This window comes from Lysinibacillus sp. NPDC093216 (assembly GCF_050280325.1).
GTDB lineage: Bacteria > Bacillota > Bacilli > Bacillales_A > Planococcaceae > Lysinibacillus.
The window spans coordinates 56,039-82,581 of record NZ_JBNNVB010000008.1 but is presented as its reverse complement, the minus strand read 5'-3'; the positions used below and the strand labels follow the sequence as shown (position 1 = coordinate 82,581).

Sequence of the window (26,543 nt, the reverse complement as noted above, 5' to 3'; positions counted from 1 at the left end):
ACCGGGGGATCACTAGGGTTTAGGAGTCACTTTTGGTTTAGTATCCCAACCAATTTTGCAACTAAATGTGGCGTACTCAGATGCTTCTCCGCCAGTAACTTTAATTTCAGTCACAGTAGCGCGACCTTCTAAAATATCACCATTAGTACGCTCTTGTTTAAAGGCAATTTTACGGCCTTCTCCTACTTCAAGCTCCAAAGATGCAATGAATTTCATCGCTTCGTCTGTTTCATCAAACATTCCTTCAAATGAATAAGATTTTTTAACAGAAACAACATCACTCTCTGGTGTGCCGTCGCCATCATAAAAAGCTGTATCCTCAGTTGATTCATCTGAGTCATCTGATACAGATTTAATCCATTTAGCTAATTGTAGTGTTGCTGTGCTTTTTTCATCTGTCAAAGGACCGACGAAATATTTAGTTAAGGCATTCTTTTGACGTGCCATTTATACCACTCCTTTATGGATCGTTATTGTTGCACTGATTGATAATTCGTAAATAAAATAGCCGCCACTTTCTTCAATCATCACTAACGATGGTAAAGAAGTAACGACTATTTGTTGAAAATCATAAGAGTTGTTGTCTGATGGTAACTCTGTAAGACTCTCTAGTTTTTGAAATAATGTACTTAAGGTGTTTATACAGTCATCCTGTTTCCTACTTTTTGCATTGATTTGCACTTGATAATCTTTATCTCTGGTGCCATCGAAAAATACTTTCTCGGCACCACCTGGCATTGCCATGATGGATAAGCTTTCTTCTTTCCCAAGGACACCAATTACGCTTTTAGCGAAGAAATTTTGTTTATTTATATATCGATTGAGTTGTACTAAAAAATCTAATTCTTTCATTTCATCGCCGCCTTAACGATTTTCACCCAACTGTCGCCATGTATCGACTTAGCTTTTTGATCCCACTTAGGACCAGTACCAGGAGTCGTAAATTTGGCACCGACATTATAATACTGTCTTCTAGCGTAAGGACCATGCCAAATTATAGACTTACCATCGACAGCGATTGTCGATTGATTACGTAAGTCACTGGACAGTTTAGGGGCATAGATATTTGAGTCTGAGTGAACTTGATTGACCAATGCTATTTGTCCTTGCTTCGTCATACTATTTAACTTTACTGGTATACCATCAAGCTCTTGTTTAACACGTATTCGCACTATATCACTTCCAATTCGTAGTGACGGATTTTATTTTTGTTTGGATGATAGCAAGGCACAATTTTCTTTAAAGTTAACTCTCTACCCTCAAAAATAATGATAGATTCCTCTTTAAATTCAGGTACTGGCGAGCTGTTAACTGCATCTACAAAGATTACACCCTCAGCTACTATTTTAGATTGTGTGTTATCACGACTAAACACCGTCGTAGGATCATAACGTACAAATTCAATATCGAAAGGCTCCTTGTGCATCGGATTACCGTAATCATCTTTTTCATCGAGTATTTCTTTATAAGTGATGGTGTGTATAAGCCAACTCTTAGGTAACGGTTTAACTATCATCAAACCACCTCGATTCCTCGATACAATAACCCTGTATTCCTTAAATACATCAAAGCATCTTTGGAAACTAAGCTATTTTCTGCACTTTGTGTCGATGAAGAGCCTTTTGCACTACTCGATAACGTTGTACGCCCAATTTGTACTGTTGCTGGCTCTTGGATTCCGTGTGAGCTTGTAGCACCCATATCATAAAAGTAGTCTATTTGAGCAACGACTGCCTTTTTGAATTTATCTCGACGTAATGGAAAGTCTGAATCTAGATCATTCAGCTGATAAAAATCACGAGTGATGCTATCTAACACATCACTCGCTTTTCGCTCTAACTTTGGAAAATCATCTACAGTAACATCAGAAAAGCCAATCTCTTGGTATTCCTCGTAAGTTAGATAAGGCATGTTAACACCTACTTACCACTTGCGTTTGAATCAGTTGGCTTTTTTAATTCTTCTAGCTCTCTTTCAAGCTTTGTTACCTTTGTTTTTAGCGCTTTGTTTTCCTTAAGTAATTCTGCAGAATCTGAGTTCGCTAATTGTTCTTCTAACAGCTCTTTTGCTTCAATCACTTCGTTTAACTCAGCTACAGTTACATTACGACCACCAGTAGCACGTTTAACGATAGTGCCGTTATCATCGATTTGATCATAGCCTTGGTTTAAAAATGATGATAGACGACTTTCTTCTACGTTTAAAATTCGGTTTCCTTTTCGAATTTTCACTACATTACTCATGTATGAAAACCTCCAATTCTATAAATATAATTTAAGAAAAGAGGACTGTTTAAGCCCTCTTAGTTAAGCGTTTCTGTATTAAATTTAATACCAGGTACTTTCTTTTCAATCGCAAATACGTCCCAATATTTTCTTTCAAAGTACAGATATTTACCGCCAGTAGCAGCAGTTGGTTGATCTAGTGATACGAACTCATATTTCTGTGGCGAGATTACTGATAAAGGATGAACCAAAATCATATTAATTTGTTTTGCTGTTGGGTCAACAACTGCACCGTCTGTAAAGTTGTAAGCAGTTTTCATACGTGATGATGGTACAACCTTAATTGTCACGTCATCTAAAGAATAAATACTACGTTTTACAGCACCATTATTAGCAATAACATCCAATGAACGTTGTAACCCCTGTGCTGCCTTAAGCAACTTGTTAACCGTTGCTGTCACATATAAGATACGGCCCATTTGCGGTACTTCTGCGTCATCCATCTCAGCCATAAAATCATCGAATACCGACAGAATGTTTTCTGTAGTCAATACTTTATGGTCCAGAGCACCACCATAAGATTGGTATTCTGTTAATAATTTAGAAGCCATGTACTTATCCATTTCAGGAATCTTTTGCTCATCGTTAAACACACGAGTGATGTTCGCGATTGATAATGCGATGTTTGTTTCATCAATATCCATCGGATCAACTAATGTACGGAATTCGCGGTCGTGTTCGATTGTTTTTGGTTCCCAATCGTTGTCTGCTCGTCGAGTGAACGAACCTACAACATCACGGTCAACGTCAACAAAACCACCTACTGTGATACGTGGGATTTGGATTGTTTTAGCACTCGTCCATTTTAAATTTTGGTTATTTGGCGTGTTAAAAAGCTCTGCGAAATACAATCCTTCGGAAAATTTTTGTTGAAGTGCTTGTGAATAGAGAGTTGCATAGTTTGCTTGAGCAAACATTTGAATGTTTAAATTCATTAGCATTTTCATGCCATTATAATTTGGTATTGATGCAATTACATTTTTCATATTCATTTCCTCCTGGAATATCTTATTTGTTATTTAAATGCAGCTGCCCAAGCTTCTGCTTCGGTAGTAGATTGTTTTTGATGCTGTCCTGTTGAAAATTTAGGTTTAGGTGTTTCTTCTTTTTCAACTTCAACCTGTGCGAAATGAGGATACTTTTCAACAACCTTTGAAATAGCTGTATCCATATCCACATCCTCACTCACCATCGTTTTAGCAAGCGTCACAACATCAGTGACATAATCAGCATTAACACCAGCTTTCATTGCACTGATTTCTGCTTTGAGTACTGAGTTTTCATCCGTTAAAGTACCATGATTTGTTTCTAGCTCCTTTAAACGTTCAGCTTGCTTTTCTTGCTCTGTTTTCTGTGAATCTTGCCACTCTTTGAATTTAGTTAGGCCTTCTTTAGCATCTTTAAAATCGCTAATGCCTAGCTCTTTCAACATTTTTTCTTGTTGCTTACTTGATTCACGCTTAACGAGGTTGTTGACATCATCTTGTGTAAATGTTTTTTCTGGAGGTGTTAAATCCTTACCTCCGCCCTTATCTGCAGGCTGTGGATCTGTTGGAGGTGTTTGGTCAACTGGTGGTGAATCACCTTCTCCTCCAAACATTTGAATATCTAAAGTTCTCCACCCAGCATCTGGTGTCGGTAGCTGGTATACTGTTTTCTGCATTTCTTTCGTCATAATAAAGCCCTCCAATATGGATAGTTTTCCTTCCGTTCTTTATGGCGTCTGCGGATAAAGACATGTATAACAACTAAGATTTTTTAAAACTTGAACAAACAGCAGCAAATATAAGCAACACAATCCATAACCATAACGTGGTCCACCATGGATGACCGTAGATGATTTCTAACGCTTCAACCATATTCACACCTTCTTTCGTCTTGGTCGCATAAACGTTTTTACAAACCAATTTGAATCAGCTATTGGCCGTTTAGGAACATCTGAAACAATAGGATCACTATCTATAAACATTTGTTGATTTGAAAATTCAGAAGGTAATGCATTCCTTCGGCACGTTACTATAATTGCGTTAGTAATTAGCGCTACAACACCGATGAAACATATTAAAATGATAAAACCGATAAACTCTATCAAGTTATTCACCACCTTTTAGGCATAATAAAAAGCCACACCTTGTTAGATGTGACCTTGTAGCGTTGACCTTTTCACTCAATCACCATTTCTCGAACCTTACCAAAACACATTTCAATCCGTTGAGTAATTTCCAATTTGCGCTTTTTTTGAAATAACGAATTATACTTAGCAAGTTTTTTATTTGATAAGCTATTCAAAGCAATCAGTTCTGGTAAGCTTTTAATTCCAACATTGATAAATTCATCAAGTATTGCAGCGTCTACATCTCGTTCAGAAAGAGTTGTTAGTTCTTTTACCCATCGCAAGAACTCATCTGGTTCTTCAGTTGAAAATTTTCCTTGAACATTTATGTTCTCATGTCGCTTAATTAGCTTTTCTGCAAATGCAATTAACTCATGATTAGCCATTGGAGCAAGATTATTTATTGGCGCCCTTAAAGTTCTCTCAAACTTACCGTGTCCAGCATGTTCAATCCATTTCAAAAAGACCATAGGCTTTTCATTCACATAAAAATGAGCCTCTATAATTGACCTCTTCATTTAGTCACCTCTTCGTAGATTGCTTCAAAAATATCAGGTTTACATGTGTAAAATTCACCAGCTACGCCTTTTATGATGAAGTCATTTTCTGATACGTGCATAACGCCTTCAAGCGTTTCGATTTCTCCATAAATGACTTTTCCTGCATATTGACTATATAGAGTTACAGGTTTTCCCTTCGCGTGTCTAATAAATCTGGGAACTCCTTTAGAGAAATTCTTCTTAGTGAATTGCCAAGCATCTATTATTACGGACTTTTTACGATATTTTTTCATTTAATCACCCTCTCTTTGTCATATCGTCGAGCAAGATCATGTTCATTTACAAACTCACGTACTTTAGTTTGTCGATTACGGACTAGCTGCTTATATTTTTGAATTGCATTTTCATCGCCGATTTCCTCAGCGAGATTAAGAGAACGCTTTGCCTTTCGTACTTGGCGCTCATAATACCGTTGCTGTTGTGATAGCTTGTACTGTTCTCTCATTTCATCTTCATCATATTGAATCTGATTATTAGTATTTAAGCCATCGATAAACGGATATAAGATGTGACGACAGTTAACGCCTCTTATCCCCCATGGCTCACCATATCCGAATTCATAGATTGACGGATACTTAGGGTCACTCGAAGGATTACTCATTGAACAAACATTACCCTGTATCTTTGCGCATGCTGGTCTTGGGTCTGAATAGCTGTTAACGAGCACTAAATCAATGCCGTATTCATCCATACGAGATAATCTTAATTCATTGTATGTGTTGTTAACGGTATTTCGGATTACTGTGTCAGCATATTGTTCTAACTGCCAGACTCGACCACCTTTATCAACAAACCCTGTATTAATGCCTTTATCGGCCCATTTAATGACCGTATCGGCAACAGCTTGATTTATGGTCATATTGCCAGCTAAAACCTGCGCTGTAGTCTGCTCGACGATTTTGCGATACATAATAGCAACAGTACCTTGACCAAAAGTCGTTGTGATAAGTGTTTGGTTAACGTAGTTGTCCAGTTCCAAAAATGCTTGTTTTACAAATCCTTCAAGTATCATATCCATTTGAGTTGGTGGTGGTAACTGCTTATACTTGCCACTTACCTCATCATCTACGCTTTGAATTGTCTTGTATCCTACATCTCCAATCATTTCTCTGATTGTTTCAGCTGCAATACTTGTAGCAATTGACAACTCTTTGATAGTCTCAAGATTGAACATACGTAACTGCTGCATTTTTTCGACTTGCCACTGTAGAACATAGTCTTTATCATGCTCAGGGTTCGTTTTAAGGCGGTTTACTATCTGCCTGAATAATTCATCCTCTAAAGCCACATAGATGTCTGTAATCTGTGATGTGTACAGATTAAATTGATATGGAGTAATGACTGGTCTTGGCATTTACTCACTCCTAAGTTACATTGATTCCTTTAATATTGATATCTAACTCATTTAAAACAAGTAATGCACCTATTTTACGATTATCCATTTCTCTTTGGTGCACAAGGCTATGTTTCGATAGCTCACTCCAATTTTCGAAAAGTGCTCTTATTTTCTCTTGTTTCTCTTGTTCATCCATCTAAAATCACTCCTTTTGTCCAAAGAGACTAACTTCTTTCGCAATTTCATCATGTTCAGGAGAAGATCTATTATTCTCCTCTCTAATTTCTTGCAATATCTTAATAGCTTCTTCTTTAGGTACTTTATGCACCTTCGCAATCGCTCTTACTTTTGATGTTAATTCAGCACCAACTAATTGGATTTGGCGATTCATCTCACTTGTTGCATCTTCAGCAATGCTATCATCAAAGCCAATCGTCGTTTCGTATCCACCTACTGGACGCTCGAATAATTCGTACAACTCACCTAAATCGATGATGATTTCAACCAATTGTTTTAAAGCCTCGCCAACTACGACCTCATGAGTCTGTTTAGTACGGAATGTCTTACTATCCTGGCTAATTACTTCCGTGGCCGTTTTTACTGATTGACCGTTGAATGTGAAGGTACCAGAAGAAAATCCAGTTTGCATAGATAACAGATTTAACAAAGCATTAATGCCATCAACATGCTCGGTTACTCGCAAACTTACAGTGCTATCATGGATTTTGTTGTCATCCATGTTACCGCCCATAGCTTCGTAAACTTCATCATTTTCATCAAAGAAACGTCGCATTGTGTTGTTTCTTCTATCCAAAACTGTGTTCACCATATTTTCAGGTACGATGATTCTACGTTTACCAAGCACAAATTCTCGTTGGAAACTATCAAAAGCGATATCAAGGCTCTTTAATGTGTCTAGTGCGTTTGCATAAATTGGTACACCAAGAGGACTTGTTAAATCAATGTTATTTGCAACGTTCGGATGGATATAAACAAATAAGCTTCTACGTACATTTTCGATTGGTACCTCGTCTTTTAAATCATCGTATAGAGTTGATAACGGTATCCTCTTACCGAGTTCATTCACGTTTTCACTTACATAAAGATCGTTTTTAATGACGTATACATCATTTTCCCAAAGGTGCCATTCAAGTAGTGTGTATGTTTTCTTACCTTCGACAGTGACATTAGTAAACACACCTTCGTAAATGCCTCTGCTATTCCAAGAGATAGGTATAAAAGAGTCTGCTTTTACGTATGACAATTTAATTTTGTCATCATCAACATAAGGTTTTACGACCATGCCACCCGTGGCAAAGCTATACTCTAAGTAACGTTGGAATTGCTTATAGAAATTATTGTCCTCAAGCACATCATGGATGAATGTAGATGTAGCATCATCGGATATGTTGATTTCGCATTTCTCATTGAAGATTATCTTGGCCATCTCTTCACTAAGTACTTTGGCCATATTTAACGATGCTCTGCGGCGCTTTTGTTGACCACTGGCAACCGTGTGATAAAACACGTCATGCCATTCACTAAAGTATCCCTTGTATATTTGCTGCCACTTTTCAATTTCTTTGTATGTTTGGTCTGAGATAGGTATCTTTTTAATATCCGAAACATCTTTTATTTTTTGCACTAACCCCAATTTAACCATCACCCCTTTCATCCATCCGACAGCCTTGTTAAACATTGGATCACCACCTTAATATTTCAGTCCGAGTTTACGGAGATTGTCCTTAACGTAATATTGGAACATGTCACAAGTATGATCATCCTCTTTAATTACTTTTGGGTCGGCGCTTTCTAATGTATCTGGATCCCACTGATATTTTTTATGTTCATCAATGAAGACCTCGTTACGTTTAGTACGCAATACATACATGCGCCCTTGTGCCAATAAATCGTATGTGTAATCAATCATATCGACCTTTTTACCTTTAGCGACTGGATGCAATCGAATGCCGTAATCTTTATATATCTGATTACGTAAAGCACCCTCTGCTGAATCGATAGTTTGTACATCGAAATTACTGTTGTAATCTTTCTTAACGCTATCCATCCACTCTTTATAATCCTTCGATAGTTCACTCGGCGCTTTTTTATTCACCTTACCTGCAGGACTGTAATAATAAGTGTCTAGCAAAATAACATTATGCTTATTGGTAAATGCAAAGGCACCATGAGTTGTAGCTGAAACTTGGTGACCAGTATCGGTTGCTACATCAATTAAAATAATGTGCTCATCTTCTGGGATATCGTCGATAAGCTTAAATAGATTGATGTTGTAAATGTTCGTTCCTAGACCTACTGGTAAGCCCTCGTACAAATACAAATAATAATCAAGGTCATTTTCTTTAATACGGTTGATTTCCTCTAACATCTGCTCTGTAACAAAGCCGAGCTCGTCATTCAAATAGCTCGAATGGTGAACCAAATGATTAGGTGAATTTTCCATTGCTGATGACCATTCATTTATCCAGTGATATGGATTACGTGGTGGGTTATAAGACCAAAAAAATAACACGGCTTTAAATAGCTCGTGTTTCTGTCGCATAAACGTTGTATTAGTTTGGTCAAATTCCTCAGCGTCTTTAAATTCAGCGGCTTCCTCATACCAAACTGCCAATATATTGCCGATGTCATTTGATTTGAGTTTTTGAAAATCATCTGAACCGTAAAAATAAAATGTGGAGCCTGTATCCCTGTGGACGATTTTAAATGGGGAAACAGTTGCGTCAAATTCGTCCATCATACCAAACTTATTAATGGCCCATTGAATTTTTAAATACACTGAATCTCGAATCGTTTTGCCGACTTTACGAATAACAACAATATTTCCTTTTTCACCATGGTCAATAATACGCACCATCAAATAAACAAGTAATAACGCTATGACGGATGATTTGAACGAGTTACGACCACCCCTAAGAATGTTATACGGTTTTTTAGTTGCCCATACTTCCTTAAAGTGAGGATTGACCTCTTTTGTAACATCGAACTCAACTATTTCAACCTCATTAGCCAATATCATCACCTCGCCACGGGTCATTGATATTGATAACGCGTTTTTGGGTTCCGTTGGATTTGTTTATTACAGCAATTTCGGCAGTTGTTTTGTCTACATCTAGTTGCATCTTCTTTAGTTTTAATCGACGCTCATCATCAGCATCGGCCATCTCAACAAACTGACGAATAGAAGAACGCAACTCCCCGATGGCTCTCGATTGAGCAGTGAGTAGTTGCGCCTGTCGTTCCCAAGCGAATTGGAAATTGTATTCTACTTCGTCCAATGTACGCTCGTATTTTGATGAAGTTTTACCGTCTTCGTCAGTTGTCTCAACTTCGGAATAGCCGTACTTCTCTTTTTTGATTTCCTTAATCATTTCCTCTTTTGATTCAACATGCATGATTCGTTGAGCCCTGATGATTGCAGCATATTGAATTTGTATTTGATCCCAAATTAAATCAGCTGGGGAACGCTCATTCATCGCTTCCATAATTTCGCGTGTTTCCTCTGGTAGGAACTTTGAAAAGAAACCATGCTTCTCTGCGATTGAGTTGCGTTTTGCGAACTTAGGTGTCGGATTAGGATTACCTCTATTCCCCTTAGCATTCTCATTGCCTATAGGAGCTCCTACCTGTTTCTCTTTGGTTGCAACCTTCACTGTTTTGGTTGCATCCTTTTTAGTTGCATCCCTCGACCATTTCTCGCGGCTCTTTCGGCTCTTCAATGTGCCAAGTTTTATCTCATGCTTTTCAGCAAGATCAGCAAGAGTAATCTTTGTGGTTTCCCACTCATGTTTAATTTCATCCCAATTAGCCATATCTCATAAACACCACCTCCAACAATTCAGTTATGTATTTCACTCTCAAAAGTAAGTACCGTTACCCTAGCAGTTAAAGGGGAAAACTGCTCGATACTCACTTTTCAGGGCAAAATAAAAACACCTCTATCGAGATGTTTGTAATTTCGTTGATATTTTAATTCCAGGGGTTACGACAACGTGTTTTGTATGTTTTTCATATCTCTTGCCATTAGCACATTGAAAGAAACCGTATAAAACTAACTCGTCACCTGGTTTGTAATCCATTTCAATTAAAATTTGGTTTAATTCAGCAATTTGAACTTTAAAATATAATGCATCAGACATTTCTATTTTAACTCTCTTATCATTTTGGCGAATTATAGAAATAGAATTTTTCTTTTTTAGATAAAAACCTCTTTGTATTATGTTAATTGGTACAACTCTTTTGTTATAAAGTTTTAAAGCATATGTAGGAAATACTTGTGTTTCATCCTCTATTAAAAACATTTTACCTTTAGGGTAACTGTTAATAATCACTGTCCACATACTAACTAACACTGCACAAAAAGTTAGTACTGCTAGTATAGAATTAATCACTATGCCCCATTCCGCAACACCTAAGTTATATATCAATTTCAATCCCCCCTAAAACAATATTAAATCTAGAGGTAATAAATTGGAACAATTTTCTACAAATTTTGCTCTCAAAACTACACCAAACTCCGCCCTATCGGTTACTAGTGCATGCCCAGTGCTCTTTGGTATCTAATGTTCCTGCGATACTTGGTCACCCGTAAACTAGTCCATTATTATTTGTTTGGCTGTTTGATGCAGTTTTCAAAGCAAAAGAAAAAGCCCTCGTTAGAAGGCTTATTTAACGATTTCCCAATCATCTGCTAATGCATCACTTGTACTAGGGGCCCACATTGCATGATCGCCTTGAGCTGTTCTTAATTGTAGGTATGGTCTAACCTTGAATAAATCTCCCTCATTAAGTCCCCATGCTTCGGCAGTTTGTTTATTGCAAGGAATACCGTTTGGATAACCTTTTTGATAGACAACGAACATTCCTTTGCCATTCCAACCTTCTCTAGCTACTTTATCGCCAGATTTTAAAGCTTCAATCGCTTGACCGAAATTCATCTTAATTCCTCCTTTAAAGCATAATAAAAAGCCTTACCGTGCTAGGTGTAAGGCTCGTCTACTGCGGTGTAATATTTAATTGTAATTGTCGAGTTAGCTCACTTTTGAAACCGTGGTAGAGCTACACCACGTTATAATTGTAAAGCGAATTGCGTTTTTGTTTATAGTGCATTTCCGTGCACTTTGTTGCTCAGTAAGTTTGTTTTAGTAAGTTTGACTGAATCATGGAAAGTGGACGAAGTTCACATAAAAACCACTCCTTCAGCAATTTTTAGCCTTTTATATTAATTAAGATACCTAATCTCTTAAAAAATATGGGCCGGCCAAGTTTGTCATGCTCCGAATAAGTTTGTGGAGCGCAGGTCGGTCGTCGGTCTGTCTTTCCCTAATATTTAGGATTTGATAAATACCAAGGGAAGAAACATTTACCTGTCCGACCTCCCCTTCAGTATACAATTTTTACTTAGCTCTCACGAAACATTAGACATTTCGGACATAACGGACATTTCGGACATTTTTTGTGCTACATCATTAAGAATGCGGCGTACATGTCTATCTGTAATTCCTTCTAATTTAGCAATGTGTTTTGTTTTCATACCTGATAGTTTCCAGTGAAGTACAGTTATCTCACGTTCTTTTCTTAAATGCGTAGAGTATTCGTCGATAAAATCAATCTTTTCGTTGTACTCATTTACTAATCGTTCTGGCAGTATGCATTTGTTCATGAATGCCTGCTTAGGCGTCGGATCACTGATTCTATACTTGCCTCTTGGCATTCCAACGTTATCGTAATCAGCGACCATAATATCATTTGCATACGGACTCTCAAAATCAAATCCCAAAGCTCTTTTCATGTGACTGTAGCGATCGATAATTTCTAATACCTCTGTAGCGTTGTAATGTTTTTGCCCAATTTTACCCATTAGGTTTGCCCTCCTACGGTGTGATATACTAGAGTTGTTAAGCACCGTCAAAGGGCATAAACCAATTCTTAGCTGTAGCGTCTGAACACGCTGCGGCTTTTCTGTTTATCTGCAAATCCCTAAGGGTATAATGTGTAAAAAGGAGTGACATTTTGAAAATCTTATTAGTTACCTCTAGCATAGTTGTCCCTTCGGTTATGGTTTATCTACAACATAAAAGCGATAAATTCAAAATGATTTTTAATATAGTCGCTGTTATATCAACAATAATTTTCGGTAGTATTGCGTCCACAACCATTTACCAAATCATTGTCGATGATGCTGTGCTTATGACTACAATTCATGCAATCTTTTTAAATCCCTTTTTCTTGGTGACTGGCGCTTACCTCGGGGTATTCATCATTTACAGATTAATGATTATGGCATTGGAAGAAAGATAACCTTTTCCTCACATTGTGTAATTAGATAACATAATTTTCGATTTGCTCTTTCAAACATTCTAAGCAAATGTTATCCACTTCTCGTCCATCCGTATTGGCTTGTGTTAAATCATAAACTTTAGCATTCAAGGCAAATCGTTTTGGTTTTTCGATAATATGCACTTCTCGGTGTGTGCTCTCGCAATAATCACAGCATAAAGTTTGATTGCTCATAATTTCACCTCCAATTTGCTCATAATGTGCAGTAAATTTAATCTTCTAATGCTCTAATTACAAATTCTCTTAAACTTAAACTGTCTGATTCTAGGTCAGATACCAAGTCGTCAATTTCATCCTCTGTTAAATTTTTATCACAGTTTTCTGCTACAAAACTATAAAGTTCTACACTACTACCTTGTAGCTCTTTTATAAAATCATATAGTTCATTTTCAGACATATTAATCCTTCTCTCCTTACTGAACAATTTCTTTCGATTGATCTTCAGATTGTAGATTATTTTTTGTTCTTCTTAGGTAATGTAGCTGGGATTTTAAAACCACTACGCTGACCTTTTTTACGTCTGTCGTCTCGGTTTAAGTAATCCGTTGAATACGTGCTGTATTTGTGTTCTGGATTCATTTTAGTTACCACCTTTCTATACATTTTCTTTCAACTAACCATAATTTTTTCGATTCCAAAATGTAAAACAGTTTGATCCCACTCTGGTTCCTCACCACCGTATTCAACCCAAACCTCTGCCATTACCTGATAAGTTGTAGTCTTTTCATCAAAAAGAATAGGTATCTTACAATGTTCAATAGGAACAGATAAATGCGTTGTTTCACCCTCTTGGACTAGTTCATGTTTAATTGCCTTAATCATTTTGCGAAGTGCTTTTTTAGCTTTATTTTTGCTATCAAAGAATGCTTCTTTGACAGTGAAACCCATCATATCCGTTTGAACTGCCTTGTAAATAATCAACGTCATTTCCCCTTTCATCTGCACAAAATCTTTCTAATATTGTTGTACTTTGGCCTTCTTTACTGGTGTGACGACATATGAATAAGTAACTACTCTTTCGTGTTCAACGACTGACTGGCACCCAGGACAGTTCCTTTCTTCATTATCTGGACATTCAAAAGCATCATGGTCAACATAACCGCAGAATGGACATGTCCAATCTTCTTCATCTGTTTCATATATTTCATCAAGATCGTCTTCGTCAGTTATGCTAACTGGCTTTACAGCAAATAATTTAGTTTCATGGTCAATTGCACACCATTTAAACTTGTTACCTTCGATATCCAATAAAGATTCTTTACTTGGCTCATTAGGTACTTCTTTCAAAACCGCAAGTTTGCTTTTATCATTCCAATAAATATTTATGTCATAAAGTACAATTTTCCACATAAAAATTCCCATTCCTCTCTGAACAAAATCTTTCAATTACACATCTAACTTTTTCAATTTTAAGTTCCAAAGCTCAACAATTTCTTTAGCTAATTCAAGTTCAAATTCATCGAAGAAATAGGCGTTTTCAATATTCTTCGTAAATGTATAATGCCATCCGACGGTAGAATCATTAGCGATATATTCGTATATGACATCTGGTAATTTTCCCTTCACTTTCGAAGGTTTTATATAACTTTGATAAACAAGGTATCTTGCCATGTTAGATCCACCCAATTCACAATTTCTTTCAAATTGTTGATTACAAATAAAGTTGTTACATTTACAATAAAGTTGTTTAATTCAACTCCATTCTTTTCATTAAATCCTCAATGTCCAACTCAAAGTACTCATTTCTTAACTGACTGTTAATATCTTCAATGAATTTATAAACAGTAACATCATTCATTTTCTTCAGAGCTTGTCGTTGTTTAAGTAATTGTGATTTCTCTTTTAATGTTCGTGTGATTTCATCGATAATCGCTTCGGTAACTGCTTTGTTATCACTCTTATAAATAACTTCATAACAACTTTGAAATAATCTTGAAGGTGTAGAGTACATAATTAAATCGTTTTTATTGCAATTTAATAGGGTTTCACTTTTCTTTTCAGCAATAAAAAGTTCTGAATTTAAAGTGTTATCTACTTCAAATAATTTCCCTTCCAAATTTTTAAGCCATATTGAACATTTCATCAACAAACCTTCTTTTTAAACAACTTTATTTTTAGTTAGCTGCCATTTTGCAACGTAAGAATGCCACTTCTAGCCTTATTAATTAAACATCTTTATTGTTACTTAACACAAATAACCTTTACAAAAGTTTTCAGAAAAGTTATACTATTTATATCCTTAATAGTATTTATTTTTTCCTCGAGAAGGTCTGGTCGGGACTCCATTTCTCGAGGATTTTTATTTATTACTTATTCCACCTACGCAAACGACTAATCTGCTCAAGCTCTTTCCCGATGCTCCGTAGTTGCCTATAAGTCTTGCATCTTCTGCATTTTTTGGATGGATCATAAGCTCCACGTTTCGGACATCCACGACACTGAAGAAAAGCTATGTGGTCCTGTTGATTGATTAGCCTTGCTCTACGCTGTTTGATTTCCTTGCGTACTGTGTTCATTCAGGCACCCCATTCAAGCGTTACTACAGCCCTTGGATTATCCGAATACAACTTACGAGCAACCAACTCTGTCACTTGGCTATCGTCATGCCATAAAACCTTGCTCAAACCATCTTTAATGCCCTTCACTAAATTGTCGATGTCTGGTTTAGTTGTTGGTCTTAAAACGCCATCTACAGCTTGCTGATGCTTTTTCTTGCTGTATGATTTCGGTATCTTGCGATAGACATCGATGCTTAGTCTTATCTCCTCGGTAATAAGTTCATCAGGTGCTATTTGTGAAGCTACCAATCTCACGAATGATTTATAGTCTTTGGATTCTTTTGGATCGAATGTGCCATTTCGTGTTACTCGTGGTCTTTGTTGTGCCTGCACATCTCCTGGTATTTCAAATGTGAGTACGTTCATGTTTGCCCTCCTAAACGTTTAAATGCCATCTATGCCCTAGTTGTTCACTACCAGCCGCGATTAACTCTCTAACTTGGTTTCTATATTGATCACGTTCGCTCTCTAATCGCGAGATGTTTCTTTTGAAGTTTTCTATAACTCTCGGATTCTCACTTTGATAGAGTTTTGTTGCATCTCTTGATAAAGACCTAATCAACGATAGTTTTAATATGTCATCCTCGATTAAAAGTTCTTGTTTTTGCGCTCTTTTTACACATGTACCATAGACGTACACTCCTATATGTTTCGGGATTTCATTTTTCACTGATTCAAAAAGTTCCCGTGTCATTACAAAGTAGTTATAGTGGCCAACAAACGATTTCTTAGCCTTGCTTCTGAAATCAGCTACAGAAGCCTTCACTTCATAGCACCGCCAAATATTTTTTGTATCCAGCGTTAGATAATCTACTCGTTCATTTCCGCCGAATCCTATAGTGACCTCAAAACACGAGAAAACCCCTATTTTATTTGTAGCTACAGAAATAGCTTTTTCTAATTTCTCTGTTATCTCAGTCTTTGCCATAGTTCCTCCTTAATAGCACTCTTAGAAGTCTGCTGATAAAACAACCTAATGCCGTTCTACCAGCAGCGTGTATATTTAAGCCGTTTTACTTTCCACTACTTCATCCATAGTGATTTGATTCTTTTTGAACTCAGCCTCAGCTATTTCAGCATCATGTCTTTTCTTACATGTCGGACCCATACCAACATCAATTGATTTCTGTGACTTTAGCTCGCGGTTACAACGTTCACATTGTTTCATTAATTTCCACTTACCTTTCTTAAACTTTTTTCATGTACTCCACGTTGGCACAAACGACCGTCCTTTTTTGACTCTAAAAACACGACTATATATTCGCCTTTTCCGAACGATCTATTTTCCCAATAGGATACGCGTAAAGTATTACCGACCTTTAACCAACGATGGTCGCTTTCAGGTTTCGCGATTTCTACAACATCGCCACGTTCTAATTGTTTACCATCTATATCAAAAGCTTGTGGTGTCTTTGTTACGCTCATAAACTCACCTTTTCCCTCTCGGTTTACATTTTCCGATTATTTTCACTATGTCGTCGCCTACTTCAACCCTCGAAATGCTCGCGATCACATGCTCGACATTATCGATAAAAATTGTCCGGCCTTTGTAATATTCCCGGCTTTTTCGTGTCGCTACTTGCAACATGAATGGCGTTGATTTTGGTACATTATCGCCGCGTTGGTAGCTGTATCCCATACCCTCACCCCTTTAAGCTTCTCAAAATGGTAGATCATCACTGCTAACCTCAATCGGCCCCTTACTATTTGCAAATGGATCTTCATTAACCCTAGAATAATTCGGTTGATTATTACCGTAATTCTGCCCTTGTGAACCGTTTTGATTTGCTCCATGATAATTTGTACTAGATTCGTAGTTTGAAGTGCTCTGTGCGCCTCCTGTGCTTTCAGAACGAGTGTCCAAGAACTCGATGCTATTGGCTATAACATCAGTAGTGAAAATTCTTTGCCCTTGTTGATTTTCATAGCTACCTGTTTGAATGCGTCCAACAACACCTATTCTGCTGCCCTTCTTTTGATAATTCGCTAGACTTTCAGCAACTTTATTAAAAGCGATGCAATTAATGAAATCTGCTTCATCCCTTTTCATCTCTCGATTGACTGCCAAGGTAAAACGTGCAACTGATACACCTGACTGGCTATACTTGAGCTCTGGATCCTTTGTTAATCGCCCGATTAGTTGAGTTTGATTCAAGCTATTTCCTCCTCAATAAATTTCAGTAAATCTTGTTTCATCACATCAAAAGCATTTGTATGTCCAACAACTTGAAAGGCTGGCTCACCATCTAACATTTCGTTCATGGAACTTTTGTAATACTGACACTTTTTGATACCTTTACCTTCTCGTAGTTCAAGACCGTTTACGTATCTACCTGAAACACCTAAGTAGATAAAATATTTGACTGATGGATGGCCAGCATAACGATTGTGTATGATGTCGCCTTTGCGAAATTTATTCTCACTCATGCTGTTTCCTCCAATAATTCAGGGTTTTCGTAAATGTTGCCAATGACCTCTAAGTCTTTGCTGGCTATAAATACATAAGTCATACCCTTGCCGATTTTTTCAAAGACAAATCCGGGCTTTTGTCTCGTCCATTCAACACCATCTGACGAAACTACTTCTATAGCATCTGTCCATTTAACATGCAACAATTGATTACTTCCACATCTACTATTCTTAACTACATCCCCCTCATAAATCTCCTTGCCGTTCTTGTCCTTTAAGCCTGTGAAATCATCTCTACCAATCAATTTGTAGCCAAACTCCGCATTAAAGCATGGTGATAATTCCTTTACAGTTCGTTCTTCTAATTGGCTTAATGTATAAATCTTCTGTTCAATATTTCCTGTCAGAACATGTTCGAATGTATATCGAAATTTTTTCTCCATCATGCCGTAGCCTCCCCCTTATTCCACACCTCGACTATTTGGAATCCCTCTTTTTTCAGTGATTTAAAATCCGGATGTGCGACTGGTACCGTAGCCCATATTCTCTGACCATTTTCTTTCTTGAACATCGTTGCGAACGTCTTATATTTGTTGTACTCCGCAGGTTGCTTAGTTTTAACAATCGAAACCTTCTTACGAGCACTAGGTATGTCGATTGGAATGCCGTTACGTTTTCTCATGCAGCCTTCACCCCTTCTGTTAATGCAATTGCATAATCCAATGCATCATCTTGAGTACCAAGACCTTTCAGCACTCGTAAAGCCTCTAGATTTTGATAAAACCCTATTTCGTTTTCTTTGTACTGGTATTTCTTATACAGCTGTGAATGCAAAATGATTTGATCGATTAGAAATTGTTCATTCATGAGCTCCATCCTCCAATGCTTTGTGTAAGTCATAAACAAAAGATTCAAATTTACGCTTGTTGAATTTGTATAATCGAACAATTGGATTGTTTGTTTTCGGTTGATTTGCTGGACCGTCGACGCTGATATAGTATTTACCAATATTTAAATATCCGTTGTTATCAAAATCCCTGTCGTAATATTCGTAGTAATCAGCACCCATGCTATCTGCTTCTTTCGGCGTGAAGTTCTTCCAAGCCTCATTTGCAATTCTCTCCATGTAAGCTAAAAACTCTTTAAATTCATCTTGGGAAAATGTGTACTCGCATTCCAGCTCACTTGGCTGAATTACAGGTGTTTTATCTTTCCAGTAAGGAGATACATAACCTTCAATATTTAAATCTGTTTCTCTCTCGAAAAACACTGCTGATTTTCTATGACGTACAATTAAGCCATTGAAATTACGTTTAGTCATGAACTTCACCACCTAATGCCTTACGAGCAATTTCGTAAACAGACGTTTCCCAACCTTCCATGATCGGTGCTTCAACTTCCATGACTTTTTCTAGTGCTTTACGTAGAAGCTCAATCCCCTTTTTCTGTTCGCATAATTTACTATCAGATTCAATTTCAATCGCCTGTAAACGTTCAATTTCTTTTTGTAAACTAGACTCACGTTTAAACCATCGTTCTCTATCGGCTTTTAATCGTTCAACCTCAGTAACAAGCGCTGGCACATCTTCTTGAGCGTGTGCTATGAACTCTGAGTCCTTACGCAACATGCCTTTACCTATAAAACTATCGTTGTCTATTACACAATAACTTTTTTCACCTTCAATTTGCCCTGATTCCCACGGTCCCGGTGTAGCATTCGCCACCCGTTCTTTAATGGCATTCAACTGTTCTGGGTTCATCACTCATTCACTCCTTTGATTTTGTGACCTAATATCGTTGTAATGTCCCTGATTATCTTAAGAGCATCCTCACCAGTCTTATTTAGTTCACCTTTAGATTCCGAAAAATCTACATGACTTTTGATTTCACTGTAGTAATCCGAGACTTGTTCTTTTGGTGAAAGTTCAACTTTGTAATTACCTAAAAGCAGATTCATCAAGCCTTCGCCCTCATCGTTGTTTTCGTAATGCCATTTTCTCAATGCCTTCATGTTTTCATGAAAAACGTCAAAATCAGCAGTACACATGTTAAAGACTTCTGTTAAAGTCCATTTTTTCAACACGGATTCTCTCGCTTCTTTAACCTCACGACTAACCTTCACTTTTTCAGCCATTCAATTCACTCCCCACTAATTTGTTAAAGGCCTCACGGTCGCCAGTAGCTAAAGCGACATCAATAGCAGCATCTTTGTAATTTCGATTGTTGAAGTCCTCAAGCTCGGTCATGAGTTCGTTCAGTTCAAACTCACGGTAGGCTTCACCCATCTTTGCTAAGAAATCAACGACTCCCGAGAATGGATTAGGATTGGTCATTGAGTACACCGTCCTTCACTTGCCACTTCGCTACGAACACCTCTAGCAAAAACTTTAACCGAGTTAGGTTCCCCTACCGCGTCATCCAATAACACGATGCCATCGATTCGTTTCACGATAAATCGCTCTCCCTCGACCTTAACTACAGTGTCTTTCGTAATATGCCAATAAGGATTTTTAACCACAAATTGCAATTCCACCCACTTAGCCATCCCTTCACCCTCCAATCAAGGGGCTGTGCGCCCCTCATAATCTAAAATCCTAAGTCCACTCGACGTTTATCTTTAGTCTCTTTAAAGAGCACAACCTTAGCATTCTTGTTTAACCTTGATAGAGTTTTGCTGTCGTAAATAGCGTTTAGCTTGTTACCTGATAGGTTAGTAGTAACGATGGTTACTTTATCCTGCCTAGCATTTGAAATAGCTCTCAGCATACGTCCTATGAAATCTGATGCTTTCTTATCTGTATCCTCATTACCAACCTCTGCACCAAGGTCATCTAAAACGAGTACATCAACCTTGCTTAGTAAGTCCGTAAAGTAAAACTCGGTGTAAACGCTATCCGGATTTTTAAATGATCCTCGTATTTCACGTAACATCTGGTCAAAGTCGATGAACAAGCACGACTTCTCTTTATCGCTGTTGTTATTTACACGGTGCAATAAGCTGTAACTCAAATGTGATTTACCGACACCTGGTGTACCATTCAGGAAGATATTAAAGACTTGTCCACTAATGATTTCATCTGCATATTGCGTCATTAGACGAGCATTTTTTCTAGCCTCGTGTTCATCTTCTTTGAGCTGATACGTGTTAAATCGTGCATCAAGAATTGTTTTATCAGGAACGATGCTACGTTTTATAAGAGTGTTGAACTTAGCCATTCGCTCTTGTTCGTTTTTGATTTCTGAATACTCTTTTTCAAGAACAGCGTTGTTGCCTTCTCTGAAACACATAGGACACTCAAATTTCCCAGAGCCTTTCAACATTTCAAGCATCCTGATTCCTGTAGGAAATTTCTCTTCGTCATGTTTAAAGCAATACTTATCAGAAGCCCAGTTCAACCGTGTACCCATTGCCTGTATTGTTTCCTTGATCGCCTGCAAGTTTCTGCGCCTCCTTTTGTTCTAATAGTTGGATAGATGTTACGCCTTCATGTTTCCAGTTTCGTAATGTACCTAAAGCGTACTTTTCTTTAGCTTTCACACGACCATCTGCAAGTGATCTGTTAAATGCTTCGATAATTAAATCACCATCGTTATAGGTATCCAAGTAGAAATTAATGTCCTCTCTTAATTGCTCACTTGGGAAACGGTTCAATCTTGTTGTAAAGAAAGTAAATAATTTTTGAGATGAAACGGACGACTGACTAACTGTCTGTTGTATGTCTTTGTCTTTATCTATATCTAAGTCTTTATCTAAGTCTAAGTCTGTCTCTGTTGCGTGACTGTCACGTGACATTGTGTGACCATCGTTTTTTGTCACGTGATTGTCCTGCTTTGGTGCTGGTAATTCCTTATTTTTTTCCCGTTCACGTTGTTTTTGTTTGCGTATTCTATTCTGTTCCCGGATACGTTCCATACCGTCAATGTTTTGATGTGTTTCCCAGTTCTTAATACGAACGATTTCGCTATCATCTAACTCAATCATCCCGTACCGTTTAAACGCTTCTATAGCCAATCTGACAGTGTTTAGTGGCCTGTCGAAAATAACTGCCATTTCTTCTACATTCATTGGAATATTTTCGCTTAACATGATGTATCCGTTACAATTCGCCTTGCCCGCGGCTGCCAACAACTTCACCCAAATGACTAAGATCGTGTCGCCCTCTGGTAACTTCTCAATCAAACGGATTTTTGTGTTGTCGAACATGTCAGTACGTAGCTTAATCCAAGTGATTTCAGCCATTTGCCCTCGCCCCTCCTACTTACGCTTTCTACGTGGTCGATTAAACGTTTTATGATGCCACGCTGTCCATTTTGGTGCTGGAGGTAGTTCTTTCATCCAACGATGAACACCTCTCCAAAATTCATTGTTCATTCCCAACCTCCATATTCGCAATATTCATTTTTTTAATCACGGATTTATTCACAAAATCCACAAAAACTAGATTTTTCAGTGCCGTTTCGTATGCTTGTTGTAGTTGTTCAAGCATCATTTTCAACCCAATCCACTAAGCCGCGATTTATTAATTCGTTACATAAGTATCGTAATTGTTGTTCTGTGTTTCCTTCATCATTGAAGCCAATGCGATAAAAAGCATCACCCATTTCCCACAATTCAGGTCCTCTTGTTAAAAACTGCGACATGATTAAATCACAAATGCCATTTTCATAGCTATATACTTCGATTTTTGTAGTAAACCTAAAAGTATCGGGTACATTCATTACAATTGTATTTTTTTGAATAAATCCGTCTCCAATTTCAAAAGTTCCGCCATTAACACTTAATCCTTCTAAATCCTTAAGAGTAGGTGCTTTTTCGAATCTTAATATTTTATCCATTGTTAATGTCCCCTTTTCATTTACGGTATAAAAATCATCTTGCCTGTTGCCCTTGCTACTGCTTTGAAGATACGCTCCATGTTGCTGTTGCCATCTGATAAATGCAGTAAATGTATTTCTTCAACCTTGCTTAGGTCGTTTGCTTTAAAGAACTCTAATAGGTTTTCTAAGCTGAAATGCGATCGCATAACCCTTTTCCGCATTGCTGGATGCACACGACCACTCTCTACGTTTTCATCCAATGTTTGTTGGTCGTAATTACACTCAATCATGATGTGTGATAGGCCTTTAAATCGATATTTGACATAGTAGGTGTCTGTAGCGAATAACAGCTTTCCACCGTTGTCGCTTTGTAATAGAAACCCTAACGGCTCATTAACATCGTGCTGTACATCAAACGGCAATATGGTCCATGTACCGACTTTAAATTGCTTCTTACTTTCAACTGTTTTAATTCGATGATGATCAAGCTGTAACGCTTCCTGAGTGCCCTTTGACATGAAAACATCAAGCCCTCGATTTAACGTCGATTCCACGCCTTTGCAGTGGTCTTTGTGCTCATGGGTAACAAGTACACCACCAAGACTAGAAGTCTCGAAATTGACGCCCTGCTGTATCTGTTTGAAGCTGATACCACACTCCAGGAGTAAAGGAGTGCTACCATCTGTAATGTGATAGCAATTCCCCTTACTTCCAGTTGCTAGCGTTTTGATTTGGATCATCAGAAATTAGGACCCTCTGCAAATGATGCTTGCTGTTGTTCTTGTGCTGATTGTTGTGGTACTTCTACATAATCAGCTTCTTGGACTGTTGTAACTTGTGAGCTCGCTTGCTCCTCGATTAACCCTGTCTCAGGTGTAATATCGATAGGTTCACTATTAGCATTTTCGTAAATCTCAGCTTGTAATGCTGCATCTTCATTTCGATTATCAGAACCATGGAAGTGATCCATAATTAAACTGCTATCATCTGAGGAATTTAAGAATTTCTTACATGCACGATTAATGACTGTTTTCTTCGCCATTTCTTGTTTGAACTCATCATGTGTTGAACCAGCCTTTTCTTTTTCTTCACCTTTGCCCCAGAATTGAGCTTTTGACCACGCTTTTCGTAGTTCGTCAATTGTCATAAGTTCTGTATAAATTTCGTTATTTGGTAATTCAATGATGCAATAAGCACCAATCAGATTTTCTTTTTTTATATTTCCGAATTTTTGTTTGTGATTAAGGTTGGTGATACGACCATTCTTCATCTCATAGTCCACTTCATCACCTTCGTAAATAACAGCAGCATCGATATTTTTAGCACCTGTCACACGTTTCGTAACTGCCATCGTGCCGAAGTAAGAGCGTTGGAAAGTTAGTTGCTTGCCATAAACAATGAAGTATCCCTGTTTTTTCATAGGGTTAAGACCTTGGACTACCATGTCTAGGAGTGCATTGGCTACACTATCTTTTGTACACACTTCCAAAGCCGGTTTATAACCACTATCCTTGCCCGTTTTAGTACTTTGAAGGATTAACCACGCAGATTTAACAGCATTATCCGGGCTATATCCTGCCGGGAAGTGGAGCTCCCCAGCATCTTGAAATTGTTTTACTTTCGCTTGTACAGAATCAGCGATACTTTTTTGTTTTACAGCTACTTGTTGCTGTTGTTGCGCTACTTGATTTGTCATTGTTAAATTTCCTCCTCTAATTCATTAATTTGCTCTTTTAACGATTCAATTTCTGATTCTAAATCTTGAATCTTATCTTCCTTTTCATCTGATAAAGTATTGAAATATTCTTCAATTTCATCACCTAAATCTTCTAGTTTGTCATGAAGGTTTTGTGATAAATCGTCAGCGTTATCATCCAAAAAGTTTTCTATAAAACCACCAATTTCAGTTTTTCGATACTTAGCCATTGTTAAATCGCCTCCTTAAGCATTGGTTGTTGACCTTCTACCTCTACACGTAACTGCTTGTCTTTCTCAGAAACTACTAAGCTAACAAGTTGAGTATCCACATCAATAAACTTGGTTACAGCCTCGGCATTGTCCACGAAAATAGGTGCCTGGATGCCATAATGAGCAGATAGTGTATTGATGATGTCTAAGCCAACATTGATTTTTGCCGCATTGTTAAGGCCTGTGCCGTATGGTACGCCTTTGAATGTTGTTTCACATACTTCGTTAAGTCCACCATTTACTTGAGTGTCAAATAGCTTAAATCGAGCATATTTGAACTTGCCGTTAATGCGATCTGTGAGCATGTTTACCTTTGTTCGGATAAATTCTTCAATTAAAAACGTTGTTTGCTCTAGCTTTTCGTACTCTTGAGCAAGTTTCTCTTGTTGATCTTCAAGTTCAATAATTCTTTCCTTACTTGCTTCAATGTTTGCATGTTGTGCAATATCGTTATTGCACTCTTTACGCTCAATATTAAACTTTGTGATTTCTTCATCGATGCCAGCAACGGCTTCGTAAGCATGTTCATTTAGCTGTTTAATTTCAGCCTGTAACGTATCTATTTGTAGATTGATAGATTTGTATTCGTCTGTAGCAGTAACATCTTTTACACCTGACTGAGCAGTTTCAAGAGCCTTTTGAGCTTTCTTTAACTCTTTCTCTTGTGCTGATAAATCATCTTGATACTTGTTCATTTCTGCTACAGCTGCATCATGCTCATTACGTAACACAGTTAAGCGATCATTTAATTGCTCCACTTGTTCTTTTCGAGAGCCACCTTCATGTTGAATGTCTGCCAAACGCATTGTTCTTCGTTCGTTAAATTGAGCTTGAGCTTCATCGCGTGCTGCCTTTACTTGTTCATCAGGTAAGGATTGCTTACAAGTTGGACATTCATTACAGTTATCTTCAAAATGGAATTGCTCTTTATCAACCACATAATACTTCTCACGTAGTTCATCCATTTCTTTTGTTAATCGTCCGATATCATTTTGAATACGATTAGCTTCATCTACTTTAAATTTTCGATTGTTATCAGCCTGTTGTAATTTACTATTAATAATTTGAGTATTTCCTTGCACTTCTTGCAATTTAGCTTGAGCCTTATAAACTTCTTGCATGCTATCAGATTCGAATGTTCGGTTAAGGTCACTTAGCTTCATTTCTAGCTCTTGCAACTGGTGCTGTTTATCAAGTACTGAGGCACCGTTCTTCACGCGGATTTTTTGTTCCTGTAGCTCCTCGACATTCGCCTCTATCTCAGCTACCTGTTGGCGCATTGTTTCAACGTCTACAGTTGTTTCAGGCAACATTTTATTGATTTCATCAATGCGTACTGGAATCTTCTCTAGTTCGTCATTGATATGTTTTTTCTTACTGGCTATAATCTTTTTCATTTCATCTAATGTTTTGCCATTTAGCAGCTCATTCAGCTTTGCTAAAGCTTTATTCGAAGCAATAACTTCATCGTCTGAAATATCACCGCAAATTTCTAATAATAATTGGCGTTTATCTTGCCATTTCATTAGGTTAAAGTAAGTTGGTGATGTTAAAAGTTTGAACACTTCTTCATCTACGATACTTTCAACCTTGGCCACGTACTCTTTTTTAGACATCGGTACATCGTCCGCAAAATGCTCTACTACATGCCCTGTGAACTCTGCAACAGCTTGTCCACGCTTTTTAGTCCATTTCTCTTTGTAAATTTTCTTTAGAGTAACTGCAGCACCATCGACTAAAAACGTACCTTCAACCGTGTGCTCCAGGTTATGTCGTTCGGATCCATCGCTGTTTAATGTTTTGATAGCGAAATCCTTTTTGTTGTTGCTGTCCTTATCGAACAACAGCCATAAGAACGCATCAAACGTTGTTGTTTTACCTACCTCGTTATCACCAAAAATTTGTGCATTACCACCGTCTAATTGAATGTCTAATGATTTAATGCCCTTGAAATCACGTAATTTCAATACTACTAACTCGATTTTCTTCATCTTTTTTGCCCTCCATGGTAGAATGATTTTAATTAAATGTTTTTTCGAAGCCACTGTTAGCGCAGTGGTTTTTTATTTTGATGGAATCCCATCAAGCAGCTCATAATGTGTTTGGCTAACCAACCAATTTGAGGAGGATTATGAA

The 26,543-nt window shown here is 37.6% G+C and carries 48 protein-coding genes; 1 reads left to right on the top strand and 47 read right to left on the bottom strand.

Annotation, left to right across the window (positions count from 1 at the left end; all coding sequences use genetic code 11):
* Window positions 1–12: 12 nt before the first annotated feature.
* The 19 genes from ACQKOG_RS11525 to ACQKOG_RS11435 all read right to left on the bottom strand — a co-directional run bounded on the left by ACQKOG_RS11525 (window position 13) and on the right by ACQKOG_RS11435 (window position 12,175).
* Window positions 13–447, bottom strand: a complete 435-nt coding sequence (locus ACQKOG_RS11525) for a phage tail tube protein (RefSeq protein WP_427446535.1) — start codon at window positions 445–447, stop codon at window positions 13–15.
* Entirely contained in the window at window positions 448–852 is a 405-nt protein-coding gene (locus tag ACQKOG_RS11520) for a phage tail terminator protein (RefSeq protein WP_427446533.1), read from the bottom strand.
* On the bottom strand, window positions 849–1,172 hold the full coding sequence (locus ACQKOG_RS11515) for a minor capsid protein (RefSeq protein WP_427446531.1): 324 nt from the start codon (window positions 1,170–1,172) through the stop codon (window positions 849–851). The genes ACQKOG_RS11520 and ACQKOG_RS11515 overlap by 4 nt, the downstream gene beginning before the upstream one ends.
* Window positions 1,172–1,516, bottom strand: a complete 345-nt coding sequence (locus ACQKOG_RS11510) for a putative minor capsid protein (RefSeq protein WP_427446529.1) — start codon at window positions 1,514–1,516, stop codon at window positions 1,172–1,174. Before ACQKOG_RS11510 ends, ACQKOG_RS11515 begins: the two co-directional genes overlap by 1 nt.
* Window positions 1,516–1,911: a hypothetical protein gene (locus ACQKOG_RS11505; protein ID WP_427446527.1), complete on the bottom strand. Its 396-nt coding sequence runs from the start codon at window positions 1,909–1,911 to the stop codon at window positions 1,516–1,518. Before ACQKOG_RS11505 ends, ACQKOG_RS11510 begins: the two co-directional genes overlap by 1 nt.
* 8 nt (window positions 1,912–1,919) lie before the next feature.
* The gene (locus ACQKOG_RS11500; protein WP_427446525.1) at window positions 1,920–2,243 is read right to left on the bottom strand and encodes a hypothetical protein; all 324 of its coding nucleotides are present in this window, start codon (window positions 2,241–2,243) and stop codon (window positions 1,920–1,922) included.
* A 59-nt stretch (window positions 2,244–2,302) separates the two neighbouring features.
* Window positions 2,303–3,202: a capsid protein gene (locus tag ACQKOG_RS11495; protein ID WP_427446600.1), complete on the bottom strand. Its 900-nt coding sequence runs from the start codon at window positions 3,200–3,202 to the stop codon at window positions 2,303–2,305.
* A gap of 98 nt (window positions 3,203–3,300) precedes the next feature.
* On the bottom strand, window positions 3,301–3,960 hold the full coding sequence (locus ACQKOG_RS11490; RefSeq protein ID WP_427446523.1) for a hypothetical protein: 660 nt from the start codon (window positions 3,958–3,960) through the stop codon (window positions 3,301–3,303).
* A gap of 186 nt (window positions 3,961–4,146) precedes the next feature.
* Window positions 4,147–4,377 (bottom strand): hypothetical protein, encoded by a 231-nt coding sequence (locus tag ACQKOG_RS11485; protein WP_427446521.1) that lies wholly within the window; start codon window positions 4,375–4,377, stop codon window positions 4,147–4,149.
* Window positions 4,378–4,448: 71 nt separating this feature from the next.
* Window positions 4,449–4,916: a hypothetical protein gene (locus ACQKOG_RS11480; RefSeq protein ID WP_427446519.1), complete on the bottom strand. Its 468-nt coding sequence runs from the start codon at window positions 4,914–4,916 to the stop codon at window positions 4,449–4,451.
* On the bottom strand, window positions 4,913–5,191 hold the full coding sequence (locus ACQKOG_RS11475; protein WP_427446517.1) for a hypothetical protein: 279 nt from the start codon (window positions 5,189–5,191) through the stop codon (window positions 4,913–4,915). The genes ACQKOG_RS11480 and ACQKOG_RS11475 overlap by 4 nt, the downstream gene beginning before the upstream one ends.
* On the bottom strand, window positions 5,188–6,312 hold the full coding sequence (locus ACQKOG_RS11470; RefSeq protein ID WP_427446515.1) for a phage minor capsid protein: 1,125 nt from the start codon (window positions 6,310–6,312) through the stop codon (window positions 5,188–5,190). The genes ACQKOG_RS11475 and ACQKOG_RS11470 overlap by 4 nt, the downstream gene beginning before the upstream one ends.
* Window positions 6,313–6,322: 10 nt before the next feature.
* A complete protein-coding gene (locus ACQKOG_RS11465; RefSeq protein ID WP_427446513.1) occupies window positions 6,323–6,490 on the bottom strand; it encodes a hypothetical protein in 168 nt (55 codons plus the stop codon).
* Window positions 6,491–6,496: 6 nt separating this feature from the next.
* Window positions 6,497–7,993, bottom strand: coding sequence for a phage portal protein (locus ACQKOG_RS11460; RefSeq protein ID WP_427446511.1), 1,497 nt, complete (start codon window positions 7,991–7,993; stop codon window positions 6,497–6,499).
* Between the two features lie 12 nt (window positions 7,994–8,005).
* Entirely contained in the window at window positions 8,006–9,328 is a 1,323-nt protein-coding gene (locus ACQKOG_RS11455; protein ID WP_427446509.1) for a PBSX family phage terminase large subunit, read from the bottom strand.
* A complete protein-coding gene (gene terS, locus ACQKOG_RS11450; protein ID WP_427446507.1) occupies window positions 9,321–10,127 on the bottom strand; it encodes a phage terminase small subunit in 807 nt (268 codons plus the stop codon). Before terS ends, ACQKOG_RS11455 begins: the two co-directional genes overlap by 8 nt.
* Before the next feature lie 126 nt (window positions 10,128–10,253).
* Entirely contained in the window at window positions 10,254–10,742 is a 489-nt protein-coding gene (locus tag ACQKOG_RS11445) for a hypothetical protein (protein ID WP_427446505.1), read from the bottom strand.
* Between the two features lie 237 nt (window positions 10,743–10,979).
* The gene (locus ACQKOG_RS11440; RefSeq protein ID WP_427446503.1) at window positions 10,980–11,252 is read right to left on the bottom strand and encodes a DUF2829 domain-containing protein; all 273 of its coding nucleotides are present in this window, start codon (window positions 11,250–11,252) and stop codon (window positions 10,980–10,982) included.
* 470 nt (window positions 11,253–11,722) lie between these two features.
* Complete coding sequence (locus ACQKOG_RS11435; protein ID WP_427446501.1) at window positions 11,723–12,175, bottom strand: hypothetical protein; 453 nt, start codon at window positions 12,173–12,175, stop codon at window positions 11,723–11,725.
* Between the two features lie 152 nt (window positions 12,176–12,327).
* On the opposite strand from ACQKOG_RS11435, the gene ACQKOG_RS11430 reads away from it, so the two are divergent.
* On the top strand, window positions 12,328–12,615 hold the full coding sequence (locus tag ACQKOG_RS11430; RefSeq protein ID WP_427446499.1) for a transposase: 288 nt from the start codon (window positions 12,328–12,330) through the stop codon (window positions 12,613–12,615).
* Window positions 12,616–12,636: 21 nt separating this feature from the next.
* Here the strand turns inward: ACQKOG_RS11430 and ACQKOG_RS11425 are convergent, their stop codons facing one another.
* The 28 genes from ACQKOG_RS11425 to ACQKOG_RS11290 all read right to left on the bottom strand — a co-directional run bounded on the left by ACQKOG_RS11425 (window position 12,637) and on the right by ACQKOG_RS11290 (window position 26,398).
* Entirely contained in the window at window positions 12,637–12,828 is a 192-nt protein-coding gene (locus tag ACQKOG_RS11425) for a hypothetical protein (RefSeq protein ID WP_427446497.1), read from the bottom strand.
* 37 nt (window positions 12,829–12,865) lie between these two features.
* Window positions 12,866–13,051 carry a hypothetical protein gene (locus ACQKOG_RS11420; protein ID WP_427446495.1) on the bottom strand — a complete coding sequence of 62 codons (186 nt, stop codon included), beginning with the start codon at window positions 13,049–13,051 and terminating at the stop codon, window positions 12,866–12,868.
* A 56-nt stretch (window positions 13,052–13,107) separates the two neighbouring features.
* The gene (locus tag ACQKOG_RS11415; protein WP_427446493.1) at window positions 13,108–13,233 is read right to left on the bottom strand and encodes a hypothetical protein; all 126 of its coding nucleotides are present in this window, start codon (window positions 13,231–13,233) and stop codon (window positions 13,108–13,110) included.
* 30 nt (window positions 13,234–13,263) lie between these two features.
* Entirely contained in the window at window positions 13,264–13,575 is a 312-nt protein-coding gene (locus tag ACQKOG_RS11410; RefSeq protein WP_427446491.1) for a hypothetical protein, read from the bottom strand.
* Window positions 13,576–13,608: 33 nt separating this feature from the next.
* A complete protein-coding gene (locus ACQKOG_RS11405; RefSeq protein ID WP_427446489.1) occupies window positions 13,609–14,004 on the bottom strand; it encodes a hypothetical protein in 396 nt (131 codons plus the stop codon).
* Between the two features lie 36 nt (window positions 14,005–14,040).
* The gene (locus ACQKOG_RS11400) at window positions 14,041–14,265 is read right to left on the bottom strand and encodes a hypothetical protein (RefSeq protein ID WP_427446487.1); all 225 of its coding nucleotides are present in this window, start codon (window positions 14,263–14,265) and stop codon (window positions 14,041–14,043) included.
* Between the two features lie 76 nt (window positions 14,266–14,341).
* A complete protein-coding gene (locus ACQKOG_RS11395; protein WP_427446485.1) occupies window positions 14,342–14,737 on the bottom strand; it encodes a hypothetical protein in 396 nt (131 codons plus the stop codon).
* Between the two features lie 433 nt (window positions 14,738–15,170).
* Window positions 15,171–15,578, bottom strand: a complete 408-nt coding sequence (locus tag ACQKOG_RS11390) for a RusA family crossover junction endodeoxyribonuclease (protein ID WP_427446483.1) — start codon at window positions 15,576–15,578, stop codon at window positions 15,171–15,173.
* A 10-nt stretch (window positions 15,579–15,588) separates the two neighbouring features.
* Window positions 15,589–16,140 (bottom strand): hypothetical protein, encoded by a 552-nt coding sequence (locus ACQKOG_RS11385; protein ID WP_427446481.1) that lies wholly within the window; start codon window positions 16,138–16,140, stop codon window positions 15,589–15,591.
* A gap of 75 nt (window positions 16,141–16,215) precedes the next feature.
* Complete coding sequence (locus ACQKOG_RS11380) at window positions 16,216–16,380, bottom strand: DUF6011 domain-containing protein (RefSeq protein WP_427446479.1); 165 nt, start codon at window positions 16,378–16,380, stop codon at window positions 16,216–16,218.
* Window positions 16,380–16,637 (bottom strand): hypothetical protein, encoded by a 258-nt coding sequence (locus ACQKOG_RS11375; protein ID WP_427446477.1) that lies wholly within the window; start codon window positions 16,635–16,637, stop codon window positions 16,380–16,382. Before ACQKOG_RS11375 ends, ACQKOG_RS11380 begins: the two co-directional genes overlap by 1 nt.
* Before the next feature lie 235 nt (window positions 16,638–16,872).
* Window positions 16,873–17,367 carry a single-stranded DNA-binding protein gene (gene ssb, locus ACQKOG_RS11370; RefSeq protein ID WP_427446475.1) on the bottom strand — a complete coding sequence of 165 codons (495 nt, stop codon included), beginning with the start codon at window positions 17,365–17,367 and terminating at the stop codon, window positions 16,873–16,875.
* A complete protein-coding gene (locus tag ACQKOG_RS11365) occupies window positions 17,364–17,639 on the bottom strand; it encodes a hypothetical protein (RefSeq protein ID WP_427446473.1) in 276 nt (91 codons plus the stop codon). The genes ssb and ACQKOG_RS11365 overlap by 4 nt, the downstream gene beginning before the upstream one ends.
* Entirely contained in the window at window positions 17,636–18,067 is a 432-nt protein-coding gene (locus ACQKOG_RS11360; RefSeq protein WP_427446471.1) for a YopX family protein, read from the bottom strand. Before ACQKOG_RS11360 ends, ACQKOG_RS11365 begins: the two co-directional genes overlap by 4 nt.
* Window positions 18,064–18,303 (bottom strand): hypothetical protein, encoded by a 240-nt coding sequence (locus tag ACQKOG_RS11355; RefSeq protein WP_427446469.1) that lies wholly within the window; start codon window positions 18,301–18,303, stop codon window positions 18,064–18,066. The genes ACQKOG_RS11360 and ACQKOG_RS11355 overlap by 4 nt, the downstream gene beginning before the upstream one ends.
* Window positions 18,300–18,488: a hypothetical protein gene (locus ACQKOG_RS11350; RefSeq protein ID WP_427446468.1), complete on the bottom strand. Its 189-nt coding sequence runs from the start codon at window positions 18,486–18,488 to the stop codon at window positions 18,300–18,302. The genes ACQKOG_RS11355 and ACQKOG_RS11350 overlap by 4 nt, the downstream gene beginning before the upstream one ends.
* Window positions 18,481–18,942 carry a hypothetical protein gene (locus ACQKOG_RS11345; protein ID WP_427446466.1) on the bottom strand — a complete coding sequence of 154 codons (462 nt, stop codon included), beginning with the start codon at window positions 18,940–18,942 and terminating at the stop codon, window positions 18,481–18,483. Before ACQKOG_RS11345 ends, ACQKOG_RS11350 begins: the two co-directional genes overlap by 8 nt.
* On the bottom strand, window positions 18,935–19,384 hold the full coding sequence (locus tag ACQKOG_RS11340) for a hypothetical protein (RefSeq protein ID WP_427446464.1): 450 nt from the start codon (window positions 19,382–19,384) through the stop codon (window positions 18,935–18,937). Before ACQKOG_RS11340 ends, ACQKOG_RS11345 begins: the two co-directional genes overlap by 8 nt.
* Window positions 19,381–19,755 (bottom strand): hypothetical protein, encoded by a 375-nt coding sequence (locus tag ACQKOG_RS11335; protein ID WP_427446462.1) that lies wholly within the window; start codon window positions 19,753–19,755, stop codon window positions 19,381–19,383. The genes ACQKOG_RS11340 and ACQKOG_RS11335 overlap by 4 nt, the downstream gene beginning before the upstream one ends.
* Entirely contained in the window at window positions 19,748–19,954 is a 207-nt protein-coding gene (locus tag ACQKOG_RS11330; RefSeq protein WP_427446460.1) for a hypothetical protein, read from the bottom strand. The genes ACQKOG_RS11335 and ACQKOG_RS11330 overlap by 8 nt, the downstream gene beginning before the upstream one ends.
* A complete protein-coding gene (locus tag ACQKOG_RS11325; protein WP_427446458.1) occupies window positions 19,951–20,166 on the bottom strand; it encodes a hypothetical protein in 216 nt (71 codons plus the stop codon). The genes ACQKOG_RS11330 and ACQKOG_RS11325 overlap by 4 nt, the downstream gene beginning before the upstream one ends.
* A gap of 41 nt (window positions 20,167–20,207) precedes the next feature.
* A complete protein-coding gene (locus tag ACQKOG_RS11320; RefSeq protein WP_427446456.1) occupies window positions 20,208–21,059 on the bottom strand; it encodes an ATP-binding protein in 852 nt (283 codons plus the stop codon).
* Window positions 21,001–21,861 (bottom strand): phage replisome organizer N-terminal domain-containing protein, encoded by an 861-nt coding sequence (locus ACQKOG_RS11315; protein WP_427446454.1) that lies wholly within the window; start codon window positions 21,859–21,861, stop codon window positions 21,001–21,003. Before ACQKOG_RS11315 ends, ACQKOG_RS11320 begins: the two co-directional genes overlap by 59 nt.
* Window positions 21,862–22,100: 239 nt before the next feature.
* Entirely contained in the window at window positions 22,101–22,457 is a 357-nt protein-coding gene (locus ACQKOG_RS11310) for a hypothetical protein (RefSeq protein WP_427446452.1), read from the bottom strand.
* Window positions 22,458–22,477: 20 nt separating this feature from the next.
* Window positions 22,478–23,179 (bottom strand): MBL fold metallo-hydrolase, encoded by a 702-nt coding sequence (locus ACQKOG_RS11305; protein WP_427446450.1) that lies wholly within the window; start codon window positions 23,177–23,179, stop codon window positions 22,478–22,480.
* Window positions 23,179–24,135 carry a recombinase RecT gene (locus ACQKOG_RS11300; RefSeq protein WP_427446448.1) on the bottom strand — a complete coding sequence of 319 codons (957 nt, stop codon included), beginning with the start codon at window positions 24,133–24,135 and terminating at the stop codon, window positions 23,179–23,181. Before ACQKOG_RS11300 ends, ACQKOG_RS11305 begins: the two co-directional genes overlap by 1 nt.
* Window positions 24,136–24,137: 2 nt before the next feature.
* Window positions 24,138–24,365 (bottom strand): hypothetical protein, encoded by a 228-nt coding sequence (locus ACQKOG_RS11295; protein WP_427446446.1) that lies wholly within the window; start codon window positions 24,363–24,365, stop codon window positions 24,138–24,140.
* Between the two features lie 2 nt (window positions 24,366–24,367).
* Window positions 24,368–26,398, bottom strand: a complete 2,031-nt coding sequence (locus ACQKOG_RS11290; protein ID WP_427446444.1) for a hypothetical protein — start codon at window positions 26,396–26,398, stop codon at window positions 24,368–24,370.
* Window positions 26,399–26,543 lie beyond the last annotated feature (145 nt).